Source organism: Arthrobacter sp. ISL-5 (genome assembly GCF_018613835.1).
Classification (GTDB): Bacteria; Actinomycetota; Actinomycetes; order Actinomycetales; family Micrococcaceae; genus Arthrobacter.
This window is the reverse complement of the sequence record NZ_JAGGPM010000004.1, coordinates 28,701-43,556: the sequence shown is the minus strand read 5'-3', so window position 1 is coordinate 43,556 and position 14,856 is coordinate 28,701. Positions and strand designations below refer to the sequence as shown.

General features: G+C 65.7%; 13 protein-coding genes and 1 pseudogene. 8 read left to right on the top strand and 6 right to left on the bottom strand.

What is annotated here, in order from left to right:
• Nucleotides 1–66 precede the first annotated feature (66 nt).
• The 3 genes from glgC to J7I89_RS01720 all read left to right on the top strand — a co-directional run bounded on the left by glgC (nucleotide 67) and on the right by J7I89_RS01720 (nucleotide 3,404).
• Nucleotides 67–1,488 (top strand): glucose-1-phosphate adenylyltransferase, encoded by a 1,422-nt coding sequence (gene glgC, locus J7I89_RS01730; protein WP_214966714.1) that lies wholly within the window; start codon nucleotides 67–69, stop codon nucleotides 1,486–1,488.
• Nucleotides 1,489–1,553: 65 nt separating this feature from the next.
• On the top strand, nucleotides 1,554–3,005 hold the full coding sequence (locus J7I89_RS01725; protein WP_214966712.1) for an SDR family NAD(P)-dependent oxidoreductase: 1,452 nt from the start codon (nucleotides 1,554–1,556) through the stop codon (nucleotides 3,003–3,005).
• A gap of 15 nt (nucleotides 3,006–3,020) precedes the next feature.
• The gene (locus J7I89_RS01720; protein WP_214966959.1) at nucleotides 3,021–3,404 is read left to right on the top strand and encodes a pyridoxamine 5'-phosphate oxidase family protein; all 384 of its coding nucleotides are present in this window, start codon (nucleotides 3,021–3,023) and stop codon (nucleotides 3,402–3,404) included.
• A 28-nt stretch (nucleotides 3,405–3,432) separates the two neighbouring features.
• Here the strand turns inward: J7I89_RS01720 and J7I89_RS01715 are convergent, their stop codons facing one another.
• The 3 genes from J7I89_RS01715 to J7I89_RS01705 are packed head-to-tail and all read right to left on the bottom strand — an operon-like array spanning nucleotide 3,433 to nucleotide 6,824.
• The gene (locus tag J7I89_RS01715; RefSeq protein WP_214966710.1) at nucleotides 3,433–4,284 is read right to left on the bottom strand and encodes a transglutaminase family protein; all 852 of its coding nucleotides are present in this window, start codon (nucleotides 4,282–4,284) and stop codon (nucleotides 3,433–3,435) included.
• A complete protein-coding gene (locus tag J7I89_RS01710) occupies nucleotides 4,281–5,207 on the bottom strand; it encodes an alpha-E domain-containing protein (RefSeq protein ID WP_214966708.1) in 927 nt (308 codons plus the stop codon). Before J7I89_RS01710 ends, J7I89_RS01715 begins: the two co-directional genes overlap by 4 nt.
• Nucleotides 5,208–5,267: 60 nt before the next feature.
• The gene (locus J7I89_RS01705) at nucleotides 5,268–6,824 is read right to left on the bottom strand and encodes a circularly permuted type 2 ATP-grasp protein (protein ID WP_214966706.1); all 1,557 of its coding nucleotides are present in this window, start codon (nucleotides 6,822–6,824) and stop codon (nucleotides 5,268–5,270) included.
• A gap of 140 nt (nucleotides 6,825–6,964) precedes the next feature.
• Here J7I89_RS01705 and J7I89_RS01700 point away from each other — a divergent pair, with 140 nt between their 5' ends.
• Together J7I89_RS01700 and pepN are read left to right on the top strand one after the other, a co-directional pair.
• Nucleotides 6,965–8,023 carry a YeiH family protein gene (locus tag J7I89_RS01700; RefSeq protein WP_214966957.1) on the top strand — a complete coding sequence of 353 codons (1,059 nt, stop codon included), beginning with the start codon at nucleotides 6,965–6,967 and terminating at the stop codon, nucleotides 8,021–8,023.
• Between the two features lie 4 nt (nucleotides 8,024–8,027).
• Nucleotides 8,028–10,655 carry an aminopeptidase N gene (pepN, locus tag J7I89_RS01695; protein ID WP_214966704.1) on the top strand — a complete coding sequence of 876 codons (2,628 nt, stop codon included), beginning with the start codon at nucleotides 8,028–8,030 and terminating at the stop codon, nucleotides 10,653–10,655.
• Between the two features lie 10 nt (nucleotides 10,656–10,665).
• On the opposite strand, the gene J7I89_RS01690 is transcribed toward pepN, so the two are convergent.
• The 3 genes and pseudogenes from J7I89_RS01690 to J7I89_RS01680 all read right to left on the bottom strand — a co-directional run.
• The gene (locus tag J7I89_RS01690; RefSeq protein ID WP_214966702.1) at nucleotides 10,666–11,760 is read right to left on the bottom strand and encodes a biotin/lipoate A/B protein ligase family protein; all 1,095 of its coding nucleotides are present in this window, start codon (nucleotides 11,758–11,760) and stop codon (nucleotides 10,666–10,668) included.
• Nucleotides 11,761–11,842: 82 nt separating this feature from the next.
• The gene (locus tag J7I89_RS01685; protein ID WP_028267311.1) at nucleotides 11,843–12,100 is read right to left on the bottom strand and encodes a type B 50S ribosomal protein L31; all 258 of its coding nucleotides are present in this window, start codon (nucleotides 12,098–12,100) and stop codon (nucleotides 11,843–11,845) included.
• A 143-nt stretch (nucleotides 12,101–12,243) separates the two neighbouring features.
• Nucleotides 12,244–12,684: pseudogene (locus J7I89_RS01680) on the bottom strand (TrmH family RNA methyltransferase); the annotation flags it as partial.
• A 250-nt stretch (nucleotides 12,685–12,934) separates the two neighbouring features.
• On the opposite strand from J7I89_RS01680, the gene J7I89_RS01675 reads away from it, so the two are divergent.
• From J7I89_RS01675 to J7I89_RS01665, 3 genes are all read left to right on the top strand, one after another.
• Nucleotides 12,935–13,111, top strand: a complete 177-nt coding sequence (locus J7I89_RS01675) for a hypothetical protein (protein WP_214966700.1) — start codon at nucleotides 12,935–12,937, stop codon at nucleotides 13,109–13,111.
• A 16-nt stretch (nucleotides 13,112–13,127) separates the two neighbouring features.
• Nucleotides 13,128–13,487, top strand: coding sequence for a helix-turn-helix domain-containing protein (locus J7I89_RS01670; protein ID WP_214966698.1), 360 nt, complete (start codon nucleotides 13,128–13,130; stop codon nucleotides 13,485–13,487).
• Between the two features lie 609 nt (nucleotides 13,488–14,096).
• Nucleotides 14,097–14,798, top strand: coding sequence for an SMI1/KNR4 family protein (locus tag J7I89_RS01665; RefSeq protein ID WP_214966696.1), 702 nt, complete (start codon nucleotides 14,097–14,099; stop codon nucleotides 14,796–14,798).
• The last annotated feature ends 58 nt before the right edge of the window (nucleotides 14,799–14,856 follow it).

Genomic DNA, 14,856 nt, shown 5'->3' with positions numbered 1-14,856 from the left:
TAGTGTGAAGAAGTCCGGGCGTGCCGGACTTTTGGGGAAGATACGAAGGCGTACAGGAGCGACCACATGCCGTTGAATAAGAAAGTCTTGGCCATTGTCCTCGCCGGTGGCGAGGGAAACCGTCTCATGCCATTGACGGCGGACAGGGCCAAACCCGGCGTGCCCTTTGCGGGGAGCTACCGCCTGATCGACTTTGCGCTCTCCAACCTCGTGAATTCCCGCTACCTGCAGATCGTGGTCCTGACGCAGTACAAGTCCCACAGCCTTGACCGCCACATTTCCGAGACGTGGCGGATGTCCACCCAGCTCGGCAACTATGTGGCCTCGGTTCCCGCGCAGCAGCGCGTAGGCAAGAGCTGGTTCCTCGGCAGCGCAAACGCCATCTACCAGTCCCTGAACCTGATCCACGACGCCAATCCCGACATCGTCGTCGTGGTCGGTGCCGACCACGTGTACCGGATGGACTTCGCCCAGATGGTCGAGCAGCACGTGCGGAGCGGCGCCAAGGCAACCGTCGCCGCCGTCCGCCAACCCCTTCACATGGCGGACCAGTTCGGCGTGATCGAGGTGGACCCCGAAAACCCCCAGAAGATCGCGGCCTTCGTCGAAAAGCCGTCCTCAACCCCTGGGCTGGCCGCCGATCCCACCCAGTTCCTGGCCTCCATGGGCAACTACGTGTTTGACGCCGACGCCCTGGTTGCTGCCCTGCACGTCGATGCCGAACGCCTGGACACGAAGCACGACATGGGCGGGGACATCATTCCCTACTTCGTCAACCAGGGCGAGGCCGGTGTCTACGACTTCACACTCAATGACATTCCGGGATCCACCGAGCGCGACCGCACCTACTGGCGGGATGTCGGCACCATCGACTCCTTCTACGACGCCCACATGGACCTGATCTCGCCGCTGCCGGTGTTCAACCTGTACAACTCCGAATGGCCGATCTACACGCGGCAGAGCATCTCCCCGCCCGCCAAGTTCGTCCGGGGCGCCAACAACACCGTCGGGACGGCCCTTGACTCGATCGTCGGCAGCGGCGTGGTCGTCTCAGGCGGCATAGTGGAAGGCTCGGTCCTGTCCAACGACGTCTATGTGGGAACGGCGAGCCGCGTTGTGGATTCAGTTCTCATGGACAAGGTCCAGGTCGGCGAGGGCGCCGTGATCCGCCGTGCCATCATCGACAAGTTCGTCAAGGTTCCCGCTGGCGCCGCCATCGGCCTGGACGCGGAACTCGACCGCGCCCGCGGCTTCAAGGTCACGGACTCTGGCATCACGGTGCTTTCCAAGGGGCAGGCCGTTCCGGAGCCGGATGACGCCGAGCGGAAGCTTTCGGCAGCCAATCTCCACCTTGTTCCCAACGCCGTGAAGGCCGCCACCGAGAACTTCCCCGAGGTGCGCGACTCCGTACAGCAGGCGGGCCAGGTCCAGGCCGCCGCCGTCGGCGTGGATGCACCCAGCCAGCAGACCATCAGCAGCCGCTCCTGAGATCCCGGTTCCAGTAAGGCTTTATGGGGCGGGCCTGATGCTCGGCAGGCTGTAAAATCAGATCAATGAGCTCCTCCGATCTGACGCCTGAAGAGATTCAGGCCTGCCTTAAAGTCCTTAACACCATCCACGTCTATGACGAGGAGCACCCGGACTACGTCTTGGTACGCCGTGCCACAGGCAAAATGTTCAAGGCCGTCAAACGGCACCGGCGCGTGACCAAACGTGACCTGATTGCGGAATCCGACCGCGCCGTCATCGCACAGACGGCCACGGCCGCACCGGACCGGATCGACGACGAAACCCGCGGAAATAAGCTCGCGCCGTCAGCCACCGGCAAGGTCGCGGGGCACCTGATCAGATCCAGGCCGTGCTACATCTGCAAGCAGCACTACACGCAGGTGGACGCCTTCTACCACCAGCTCTGCCCGGAATGCGCGGCGTTCAGCCACACCAAGCGCGACGCCCGGACGGACCTGACCGGACGCCGTGCCCTGCTCACCGGCGGCCGCGCGAAGATCGGCATGTATATCGCGCTGCGGCTTCTGCGCGACGGCGCCCACACCACCATCACCACACGCTTCCCGAAGGATGCCGCGCGCCGCTTCGCCGCCATGGAGGACAGCGCCGACTGGCTGCACCGGCTGAAGATCGTGGGCATCGACCTCCGTGACCCCTCACAGGTCATGGCCCTCACCGATTCGGTGAGCGCCGCCGGCCCGCTGGACATCATCATCAATAATGCCGCGCAGACCGTGCGCCGCTCGGGCAACGCCTACAAGCCGCTCGTGGACGCTGAGGACGAGCCGTTGCCGGCGGCCCTCGAAGCCGCCAACGGAGGACCCGAGCTGGTGACCTTCGGCCATGCCCACGACAAGCACCCGCTGGCCCTCGCAAGCAGCGTTACCGAGCATCCGGTCCTCGCGGGCGACGCCATCACCTCACTGGCCCTGTCCACCGGTTCGGCGTCGCTGGAACGCATTGCGTCCGGAACCGCCATTGACGCAGGCGGGCTGGTGCCTGACCTTGCCACGATCAACAGCTGGACCCAGGTGGTGGACGAGGTGGACCCGCTGGAAATGCTCGAAGTCCAGCTGTGCAACGTCACCGCACCGTTCCTTCTGGTCAGCAGGCTCCGGGATGCCATGAAGCGCTCGACGGCCCGCCGGAAGTACATCGTGAACGTCTCGGCCATGGAGGGGCAGTTCTCCCGCGCGTATAAAGGACCGGGGCACCCGCACACCAACATGGCCAAGGCGGCGCTGAACATGATGACGCGGACCAGCGCACAGGAAATGCTGGACACCGACGGCATCCTCATGACGGCCGTTGACACCGGCTGGATCACTGACGAACGGCCGCATTACACCAAGGTCCGGCTGATGGAGGAAGGCTTCCACGCGCCCCTGGACCTCGTGGACGGCGCGGCCCGGGTCTACGATCCGATCGTCATGGGCGAAAACGGCAAGGACCAGTACGGCGTGTTCCTGAAGGACTACAAGCCGAGCCCCTGGTAGACGGCAAACCGCCAGCTGGCCGTGTGGGTAGAGGACCACCCGGACATTTTCCCGCTCAACTACACGGTGGACCACGGCACGCTCGTGTTCCGTACCGCCGAGGGCACCAAACTTGGCGGCGCCCTCGGGGAATCCCCGGTGGCCCTGGAAGCCGACGGCGTGGATGCCGCTTCCGGGATGGCCTGGAGCGTTGTGGTGAAGGGCAAGGCAGCAGCTCTCAAGAGCACCGAGGAGATCCTCGATTCTGCGAGCCTCTACCTCTTCCCGTGGCAGGCAGGCCAGAAGGACCACTTCGTCCGCATCACTCCTGATTCGGTCACCGGAAGGCGCTTCAAAGTCACGCCGCCGCTCACGTGGTGGACGCAGCTCAGCGGCGCCGTCAGGTCTTCCCCGGAATAGGAGCCCTCGCGGTCACTCCGGGCCCCGCTCAGGCCAGCCGGGTGATCTCCACACTCACGCTGAGCGCGGAGCCGCCGCCACCGGACAGGATGCCCTTGAGGGGCGGCACGTCCCGGTAGTCCCGGCCGCGCGCCACAGTGACGTGGAAGTCGCCCGCAGGCTTGTGGTTGGTGGGGTCCCAGCTCCGCCACTCCCCGTCCCACCATTCCAGCCACGCATGGGACTGGCCGGCCACGGGCTCGCCGATATCCGCCGTCGAACGCGGGTGAAGGTAACCGGAGACATACCGTGCCGGGATGCCGCAGCTGCGCAGCGCCCCGATGGCCAGGTGCGCCAGGTCCTGGCACACCCCCTGCCGCTGGCTCCAGGCCTCCTCGGCGTTGGTGGTCACGCCGGTGGTGCCCTTCATGTAGGTCATCTCGCCGCGCATCCACTCAAAAATAGCCATGGCCGCCTCGTGCGGGTTTTTGCCCGCCACGACGCCGGGAATGATGCCGAGCACTTCCTCCCCCGGGCCGGTCAGCTGGGACTGCGGAACCCAGTCGCTGAACTGGTTCAGCGTCTCCGGCGAGGCGATGACGTCCCAGCCCACAATGTCCGCTTCCGTCGGAATCCGGACCGCCCGGTGGACCTCGACGGTGGTGGTCGCCAGGACTTCCAGGTGCTCATGCGGCATCTGCATGTCGAACGCGGTGACCCGGGTGCCCCAGTAGTCGCGGTAGCTGCTGACCGCCGCCTGGGTCGGGGACACCTTCATGGACGACTCCAGCACCACCTGCTGCGGATCCGTCAGCGGGGTCATGCGGGCCTCGTTGTAGGACAGCGTGACGCGCTTGTTGTACTTGTAGCCGGTCTTGTGAACGATGCTCAGCCGGGTCATGAAACTTCTCCCACCCAGGCCAGTTCGTCCGCCTGATTGAAGTACTTACGGGAAATGGCGTCCGAGGCCTGCGAAACCGCCTTCTGCACGCGCTCCATGTGTTCCGGAAGCTCCGACATCAGGTCGTCAGTCCGGTGGAACTCGAGGAAGGTGCGGGCCTGGCCCACGATCCGGCGGCCGTCATTGATGAAGCCAACGCGCTGGGCCGAGGGATCCAGCTTCGCCAGGCACTCGTCGGCGTCGCGCAGGGCATAGACGATGGAGCGCGGGAAGAGCCTGTCCAGCAGCAGGAACTCGGCCGCGTGCTGGTCGCCGAAGGCCGCGCGGCGGGTCCGCAGGAAGGACTCGTAGGCGCCGGCGCAGCGCAGCATGTTCACCCAGGACATGCCTGCAGAGAGGACATCGCGGGTGGAGAGCATGCGCGCGGTCATGTCGGCGCGCTCCAGGGAGCGGCCCAGCGCCAGGAAGAGCCAGCTGTCATCGTGGCTGACCGTGGTGTCCGCCAGGCCGCTGACCATGGCCGTGCGTTCCAGCACCCAGTGGCAGAACCGGTAAGTGCCCACCACGTCCTTGCGGTGCTGGTTCAGGCCGTAATACGTCGTGTTCAGGCTCTCCCACAGTCCTGACGACACGGTCTCGCGGGCACGCCGGGCGTTCTCCCGGGCCGCGCCGAGCGAACCGGCGATGGACGTGGCGCTGTGCTTGTCGTAGGCGAGGGCATGCAGGAGCTCCTCGAGGCCGAAGTCCTCGCTCTGGGGGCGCGCCCCCATGACGGCGAGCAGTTCGCGGGCCACGCTGCGCCGCTCCTCTGTGGGCAGGTGGTTCAGCCGTTCAAGGTGGACATCAAGGATGCGGGCGGTGCCATCTGCCCGTTCAACGTAGCGGCCGATCCAGAATAGGGACTCGGCGATTCGGCTAAGCATGTGCGGCTACCTTCTGCGCGAGCATGGTGGTGGATATGGATGGCATGAATTCGTGCGGCGTCACTGCTGCTGCTCCGACTGGCGGTCGCGCCAGTTGCTCTCGACCGGCCACACGGAGACGCGTTCCCGGACGGTGACGGACTGGCGCGGCAGCCGCTCCACCGGAACCTGCGGGGAATCCGCGAGCACCCAGGTGTCCTTGGATCCGCCGCCCTGGCTGGAGTTCACGATCAGCGAGCCCTCCTTCAGCGCAACGCGGGTCAGGCCGCCGGGAAGCACCCAGACGTCGTCGCCGTCGTTGACCGCAAACGGCCGGAGGTCAACGTGCCGGGGACCGAACTTATCGCCGCTGAGCGTGGGCACGGTGGACAGCTGCAGGACGGGCTGGGCGATCCAGCCACGGGGATCGGCGATGACGCGCTTGCGCAAGGCCTCCAGCTCGTCCTTGGAAGCGTCCGGACCGATGACAAGGCCCTTGCCGCCGGAACCGTCCACCGGTTTGACGACGAGTTCGTCGAGGCGGTCCAGGACGTGCTCGCGGGCTTCCTTTTCCTCCAGCCGGAACGTGTCCACGTTGGCGATGACGGGTTCTTCGCCGAGGTAGTAGCGGATCAGGTCCGGCACGTAGCTGTAGACCAGCTTGTCATCCGCCACGCCGTTGCCCACGGCGTTGGCGATTGTCACGCCGCCGGCGCGGGCCGCGTTGACCAGACCCGGGCAGCCCAGCATGGAATCGGCGCGGAACTGCAGCGGGTCCAGGAAGTCGTCGTCAATGCGCTTGTAGATCACGTCAACGCGCTGTTCACCGGCGGTGGTGCGCATATACACACGGTTGCCGCGGCAGATGAGGTCCCGGCCCTCCACGAGTTCCACGCCCATCAGGCCGGCGAGCAGTGTGTGCTCAAAATACGCGCTGTTGAAGACACCGGGGGTCAACACCACCACGGTGGGGTCGTCGACGCCGGAGGGCGCCGTTTTCCGCAGGGCGGACAGCAGCCGGCGCGGGTATTCCTCAACGGGCCGGATGAGCTGCTGGCCGAAGGCTTCCGGAAGGCCCTTGGCCATGGCACGCCTGTTCTCCAGCACGTAGCTGACGCCCGACGGCACACGAACGTTGTCCTCCAGGACCCTGAAGGTTCCCGCTGCGTCCCGGACGACGTCGATGCCCGAGATGTGCACGCGGACGCCGCCGGCAGGTTCGAAGCCGTGCACGGCGCGGTGGAAGTGTGCGCTGGTTGTGACAAGCTGCCGGGGGATCACGCCGTCGGAAACAACCGTCATCTTGCCGTAGACGTCATTGAGGAACGCCTCGAGGGCCCGCACACGCTGCGCCACGCCGCGCTCCAGGACGTCCCACTCATCGGCGGGGATCACCCGCGGCACGATGTCGAGCGGGAACGGACGCTCCTCCCCCGCGAAATCGAAGGTCACGCCACGGTCCAGGAATGTCCGCGCCATAGAGTCCGCCCGTGCGCTGACGTCCGCCAGCGACAGCTCGCGAAGGGCACCCGCGACCTGCCCGTAGGACTTGCGGGCCACTTGGCCAGGGGCAAACATCTCGTCGTAGGCGCCGGAGCGGCCGGCCGCCTCGGAGTAATCCTGGAATAGGTCAGACATGGTCATAAGCCAACCACCTTTTTGTTGCGAATTCATTACCGGACCCGTCACTGGCGTGTTGGAGGGATCCTCCCGGTTGGTCTTTTGCCGCCGGTGTCGGGCATGGTTGGGACGTGCCAGACTTCCGATTCCCGACGCCGATGCGGCGGCAGCTGCGCGGGGTGACGCATCAGAACTTTACCCGCATTCTCCCGGGCCTGCTGACGGCCCTGGTGGCGCTGGCCCTCGCCTTCGCCATCCACGCCGCCGTTCCGGCACTGCCTGCTATGACCCTGGCCGTGGTCCTGGGCCTGCTCGCCGCCAATCTGCCGTTCACGGCCGTGTGGGCGGCCGGACGGGCACGGCCGGGACTGGATTTCGCCGGCAAGCACCTGATGCGCGGCGGCATCGTCCTCCTGGGGCTCAAGGTCGGCATCGCGGAAGTCCTGGGGCTCGGCTGGGCGTCCCTGCTGCTGATTACGGCGGTGGTGCTGGCCAGCTTCGCCGGGACCTACGGAATTTCCCGGCTGTTCCGGCTTCCCCGCGAGGCATCCCTGCTCATTGCCACGGGATTTTCGATCTGCGGTGCGTCGGCGATCGGCGCGATGGCCGCCGTACGGCGGATCCGGCACGTCGACACCGTCCTGCCGGTGGCCCTCGTGACGCTGTGCGGCACGCTGGCCATCGGGGCCCTGCCGCTGCTGGTCCATCCGCTGAACCTCAGCGCCGAGGTGTTCGGTGCGTGGACGGGTGCGTCGGTGCACGATGTGGGACAGGTGGTGGCCACAGCGCAGACCGCAGGGCCGGCGGCGCTGGGCATCGCCGTCGTCGTTAAACTGACGCGCGTGATCCTGCTGGCGCCCATGGTGGCCGCGGCGGGACTGCAGCAACGCCTTGCCGCGGCTCGACCGTCCGCCGTTCAGCCGCCCGCCCCAGCCGGTAAGCCGGCCGAAGCGCTGCCGCCCGTGGTGCCGCTGTTCGTCGTGGGCTTCGTGGCGATGGTCGCGCTCCGGTCCACGGGCTGGATCTCTGCAGGCGGGCTCGATGCGGCGGCCGGACTGCAGGACATCCTGCTGGGCGCCGCGCTCTTCGGGCTCGGTTCGGCCGTGCGCATCCGCACGCTGCTGCACACCGGGCTCCGTGCGCTGCTGGCCGCCGTCGTGGCATGGTTCCTGATCGCGGTCCTCGGCCTGGGAGCGGCACTGCTCATGATTCAATAGCTGAGTGTCGAATGAGAACCTCCAGCGCAATGAAGCGGCAGCACGGTCGGCCCTGATCACCACGCACAGCTACGACGTCTCCCTCGACGTCCGCAGCGCGGCGGATCCCGACGTCTCCGGCTACCCCAGCCGGAGCACCATCACGTTCTCGGCGAGCCAGCCCGGCGCCTCGACGTTCCTGGATTTCATTTGCCGTGACGTCAGCAGCGTGGTCCTCAACGGCACGGAACTGCCGGTCTCCGACGTCGTTGACGGTTCCCGGATCCGGCTGGACGACCTGCAGGCCGAGAACGAGGTGACCGTCACCGGGACAGCCCTCTACAGCAGTTCCGGCGAGGGCATGCACCGGTTCTTCGACCCGGCCGACGGCCAGTGCTACCTGTACACGCAGTACGAGCCGGCGGACGCCCGCCGCGTGTTCGCGAACTTCGAGCAGCCGGACCTCAAGGCGCGGTTCACCTTCCACGTCACCGCCCCTGCCGGGTGGGAGGTCGCCTCCAACGGCGTCGAGTCGGGGCGGTTCCCGGTGGCGGATGACGCAGCGGCACACCGCTGGGAGTTCGCCCCGACCCTGCCGATGTCCACGTACATCACCACTGTCCTGGCGGGCCCGTACTTCAAGGCCCGGGACCAATGGAGCAAAACGCTCGACGACGGCACTCGGCTTGACGTGCCGCTGGCGCTTTACAGCCGGGCGTCCATGGCGAAGTCCTTTGACACCGCCGAGCTGTTCAAGCTCACCAAACAGGGGCTCGAGTTCTTCAACGGGCTCTTCGACTTCCCGTATCCGTGGGGCAAATATGACCAGGCCTTCGTGCCCGAATACAACCTGGGCGCCATGGAGAACCCCGGACTGGTCACCTTCACGGAGAACTACGTCTTCACGTCACGGGCAGCCGACTCGCAGTACCAGGGACGCGCCAACACGCTGATGCACGAGATGGCCCACATGTGGTTCGGTGACCTCGTCACAATGCAGTGGTGGGATGACCTGTGGCTCAAGGAATCCTTCGCTGACTACATGGGAACGCTCGGGGTGGACCGCGCCACGGACTGGGACACCGCCTGGGTCAACTTCGCGAACAACCGCAAAGCCTGGGCGTATGTCCAGGACCAGCTGCCCACCACCCACCCGATCGTCGCCGACATCCCCGACCTCGAGGCCGCCAAGCAGAACTTCGACGGCATCACCTATGCCAAGGGCGCGTCCGTCCTGAAGCAGCTCGTGGCGTACGTCGGCTTCGACGCCTTCGTCGCGGGATCCCGGCAGTATTTCAGGGACCACCAGTACGGCAACACCACCCTCGCGGAGCTGCTCAGCGCTCTCAGCGCATCGTCGGGAAGGGACCTCGCGGTGTGGGCGCGGCAGTGGCTCCAGACTTCCGGCATCTCGACCCTGAGCGTCGAACTGGAGGCCAGCAGCGACGTGCTGGACAGGGTGACCCTGCTGCAGGACGCGCCGGACCCCGCCTCCGGACGGCAGGAGCTGCGCCCGCACCGTTTGCGGATCGGGCTGTACGACTTCGCCGCCGACGGCATGCTGGTCCGCACGCATTCCGTGGAGACGGACCTGTCCGGGGCCGCGGAGGAGATTCCCGCACTGGCAGGGGCCGCCCTGCCTGCGCTGCTGCTGGTCAATGACGAGGACCTGAGCTACGCCAAGGTCCGGCTGGACCCCGGCTCCGAGGCCACCGTCCGGGCCTCGCTGGACAGGATCGGCGATCCCATGGCCCGTGCCCTGTGCTGGACTGCCCTGTGGAATTCGGCCAGGGACGGCGTCACACCGGCGTCGCTCTACGTGGAGGCGGTACGCCGCTTTGCCCCGGCCGAGACGGGAATCGGCGTGCTGCTGAACGTCCTCGGGAATGCCTCCACGGCGCTTGAACACTACGTGCCCGCGGACGAGCGTGACGACGTGCGTGCGGCATTTGTGTCTGCGGCCGCCGCGGAACTGCGGAGGGCTGCGCCCGGCTCCGACCAGCAGCTGGCGTGGGCCAGGACGCTCGCCACCCTCAGCCGCACGGATGCCAGCCAGCTGGAACTGCTCCGCGGCATGCTGGACGTCACGGTCGCCGTGCCCGGGCTCGCCGTGGACGCCGAGCTGCGGTGGAGCCTGTGGCACGCCCTGGCGGCGCACGGCCTGGCCAGCGAGGCCGAACTCGACGCCGAGCTGGCGCGGGATACCACTGCGTCGGGCCGGGCCGGCCACGCCACGGCGCTCGCCGCCAGGCCGGACGCCGCCGTCAAGGCTGCCGCCTGGGACGCGGCGGTCCGCGGCACGGAACTGTCCAACCAGCTGCTCAGCGCCACCATCGCCGGATTCAACACCAGCCCCGAGGAACTGCTGGATCCCTTCGTGGAACCGTATTTCGGCTGCCTGGAGACAGTATGGGCGGAACGGAGCATCGAGATCGCCAGCCGGATCGTCCGCGGACTCTACCCCGCGTCCCGTGACCTGGCCCCGGCCGACGGTTCCCCGGAGGACCACCCGGTGGTCGCCCGCACGGACGCCTGGCTGGCGGCCCACCCGGACGCGCCGCGGGCGCTGCGCCGGATCGTCATCGAGCAGCGGAGCCACCTGCACCGCGCACTCACGGCGCAGTCCGCATCCCTGGCCGGCCTGCGCAGCTAATCCGGAACGCCTACGGCACGCGGTACAGCCACTCGTGCGTGCCGAACTTGGACGCCACCCGCTGCCGGGCGGTTTCCAGTTCCGCGCCGCTGATTTCCGACGGCGTGGCGCCGTACCTGCCGGCAAACACGTCCATCATGGCGGAGACGATTTCCGTCCGTGCCAGGCCGGTCTGGCGCCGCAGCGGATCAACGCGTTTCTTGGCGCTGGCTGTTCCCTTGTCTGAGAGCTTTTCCTTGCCGATCCGGAGCACCTCCACCATCTTGTCGGCGTCGATGTCGTAGCTCATGGTCACGTGGTGGAGCACGCCGCCGTTGGCCAGTCGCTTCTGGGCGGCGCCACCGATCTTTCCCTTCTCGGTGGCGATGTCATTGAGCGGCACGTAGAAGGCGTCGATGCCGAGCTGCTTCAGCGCGGCCATCACCCAGGCGTCAAGGAACGCGTAGGAGTCCGCGAAGCTGATGCCGTCCACGAGCGTCTGCGGCAGGTACAGGGAGTAGGTGATGCAGTTGCCGGCCTCCATGAACATCGCTCCCCCGCCGCTGATGCGCCGGACCACCGTGATCCCGTTCCGTGCCACGCCGTCGGGGTACACCTCGTTGCGGACCGACTGGAAGCTGCCGATTATCACGGACGGTTCCTCCCAGTCCCAGAAGCGCAGCGTGGGATTGCGGCGGCCTGCGCCGACCTCTTCGGTGAGGACCTCATCCAGCGCCACGTTCAGGTGCGTCGGCAAGACGGTGGGCCCGATGATGTTCCAGTGGTGGTCGCTCCAGTGGGTTGCCTTGGACAGCGCCCTGCGCACCGCCACGGCCACGGCGTCCGCGGAGAAGCCGAAGAGCACGGCTTCGGCCGGAAGGGACGCCTCCACGGCGGCGGCGATCTCGGCCGCCGTCGAGCCTTCCGGGAGTCCCTCGAGGGCGGAGTTGATGTCCAGCAGCGCCTCATCGGGCTCGAGGAAGAAGTCTCCGCTCAGGGAGACGTCAGCGAAGGCGCCGTCTGTGACGTCGAGATCCACCACGACGAGCTTGCCGCCCGGGACCTTGTACTCGCCGTGCAGGCGCGGGGCGTCACTGTCGGATGCGTCAAGCTGCGTGCCGGTCATGAGTTCCATCCTGCCCCACGAACGCAAAAAGCCCGCACCGTTGCCGGTGCGGGCTTTCCAAAGAACCTTGGGGAGAAGTAAGTTACTTCTTGCCGCCGAAGCCCTTGAAGCGAGCGTTGAAGCGCTCGACGCGGCCTGCAGAGTCCATGATGCGCTGCTTGCCCGTGTAGAACGGGTGGGACTCGGAGGAGATTTCGACGTCGATGACCGGGTAGGTGTTGCCGTCTTCCCACTCGATGGTCTTCTTGGAAGACACGGTGGACTTGGTCAGGAACTTGACGCCGGAAGCCAGGTCGTTGAAAACAACAGCTTCGTACTTCGGGTGGATATCAGACTTCATAGTGGGACCTTTGTTCGCAGCGCTGGATTTTGCCAGCTGCCAGGTATGAATGGGATGGCCGCTGTCCGCGTCAAGAGAAAGCAAGAGACGCAGGGCAGCCAGCTATCAATAATAGCGGATCCGGGGCCGGGTGACGAACGCCGTCACGCCCGCGGCCGCAGCTCCCAGAACGCCACTGCCGACGCCGCCGCCACGTTGAGGGAGTCCACTCCGGCGCGCATCGGGATCTTCACGGCGAGGTCGACGGCGGCCAGGGTCTCCGCGCTCATCCCGGCACCTTCCGTCCCCAGCACCAGCGCGAGCCTGTCCGGATTCCGTGCGGCCAGGTCGTCGAGGTCCACGGCGTCCCCGGTGAGCTCCATGGCCGCCACCGTAAAGCCCTGTTCCTTGAGGACGGCGAGGTCCCCCGGCCAGGACTCTAGGCGAGCCCACGGCACCTGGAAAACGGTGCCCATGCTGACGCGGACGCTGCGCCGGTACAGCGGATCTCCGCAGCGCGGCGACACGAGGACCGCGTCGACGCCGAGGGCGGCCGCCGAGCGGAAGATGGCCCCGACGTTGGCAGGTGTTGCAATTCGCTGGAGCTCACCGAAGGCACGATCGTAGCCGTTCTTGCTCCGACAACAAGTTTCATCGGTCTGCCCCTTCCCCGCGCGCTAAAAGGCACCAGAGCTGTTTGCGGCATAGTTGCATCACGTCTGCCGTGTTCAAAAAACCTACGCTGTTCGAAGGCCCAATGGGCCGGTCAGAAACTCTCGCCAGCCAGTATCGTCGAACCCGGAACATAAACATGCTTAGTGGACGGTGCAGATCACAGTGACTCGCGTAGGACTGGTGCGAGTAGCCGACGATCCCCTAGACGTCGAGCGTCAGCACGCCGCGCTGGATCCGATCTGCACGAGGGTCTTCGAGGAGACAGCGAGCCGAAGGCGTTTGATCAAGAACCGGCCCGAATTGCTGGCCGCCTTGGACTACCTGGGTCCAGACGATGTGCTCGTGGTCATGAACTAGCCACCTGGCGCAGAGCATGGTTGACGGCCTCGACGTGCTCAACGAGTTGTTCGAGCGGGGTATTGCAGTCAAGGTGCTCGAGGGCATCGCTGCTGGCGATCACAACGAACGATCGCTCATCTTGGATGCCGGTCGAGACATCGCCACGGACCGCCGTAGGAACTTGAGCTGGCGTATCAAGGCCGGTTTGGAGGCAGCACCGGATCGTGGGATTGTTGGCGGCCGGCCTCGCGTGATCGACGACGACAAGCGCGCCGTCATTTTGTCCCGGAGTGAACAGGGAGAGCCGATCCGCTCCATCGCGCAATCGCTTGGCGTATCCGTCGGAACGGTGCACAACGTGCTCGCGAACGTGGGACGCTCGAGGCGTATGTGACGCCGTCCGGGAGATTAGGAGGTCGAAAGCACGGCGCAAGGGCGGCCAGTCCGTCAGTGTCCCGGCAGGCAGGCGAGCAACTGAGTCAGCCTCGCGAGCTCGAATCGAAAGCGCCCTTGCCTCGATGCGGGCAGTTTGACGGACCCTGGCAATCTTCACCAATCTGGCTGCAGGAACGCCAGTCAATGTTTACAACAGAGATGGGTGCACGCTAAACAGACCCTCCAGGGCTGCCTAGGCAGGATTTCACGGCCTGCTGAGTCGCCGCGTGTCCGGCTTGAGGGCCTTTAGACAGGAGAGACTTGGCTCCGCTCTCCGCCAGTGTTTATTGTATCGAGGGGCGTCAAGAATGCCCCCTTGTTAGGCTGTGCCTACGCAGAGGGCTGTACTGGGACCTTTTGGGCCAGCATGGTCTTCCCGACTCCCGGAGGTGAGCGCATGTTGGGAAGACAATGCTTGCGAGCTGTGGCGATGCCGCGTAATCGCAGGCCAGCACCACTCGAACCCTACGTCTGTGCAGCAAGATGGACACCCATGTCCCTGTTGGCGTGTGCAGCCAAGAAGCGTGATCTTGTGTCCATTGATGGCAAAGGCGCGTAGATTCGCCCCATGGGGACAACGGAACTCTGGACCGGCATTGTTGACTGGCTGAGCATTAACGCACCCGTGACAGCTGAAACCATCCGAGCACCCGCACCGGAACCCCTTATCCGCTCGTTTGAACAGGCAGCGCTGAACGGTTGGCCGAGCGATCTGTCGACCCTGTATCGTCTCTTCGACGGTGCAGAACCGTCAACGGCGGCGAACATTCTCCCGAGGTATCGCCCACTTCCCCTGGAAGAAGCTGAGAAAGTGCGACAAATGATGCTCAGCATCTGGGCGCAGGTCGGGGCGGAGTTCAACGCCGAATTCGAACGGGAAAAAAGTTCCTCAATCTACCGAAACCTGCGGGCGGTCCATGAAGCCCACAGCAGCGTCCCTGTGCCCGAACCCCATAGACCCTATGACCCAGCAAGTGCTGAAGCTGATCAGGCCGGTACCCGCGCTTGGATGTTCATCTCCTCGTTCCTTCCGGTCGCAGACAACAACGCTGGCGACTTTCTGTTCGTCGATCTCAGAGCCGGACGGCAGCACGGCTGCGTCAGCGAGTATTTCAAGGACGACGCCGATTGGCGCCCCGCCATCTGGTCATCCGTTGAAGAACTCCTGGACCGTACGCTGACCAGCTTGCGAACAGGACGACCCGTATTCTTCTCCAGGCCCTCGGTGATAGACGGCTCTCTGAATTGGGAATACGTCCGGGAACGGTAACCAGTAAACAAGGCAGCCCCTGAACTTCTCACGCAAACGGAACGGTGGTGCCGATTAG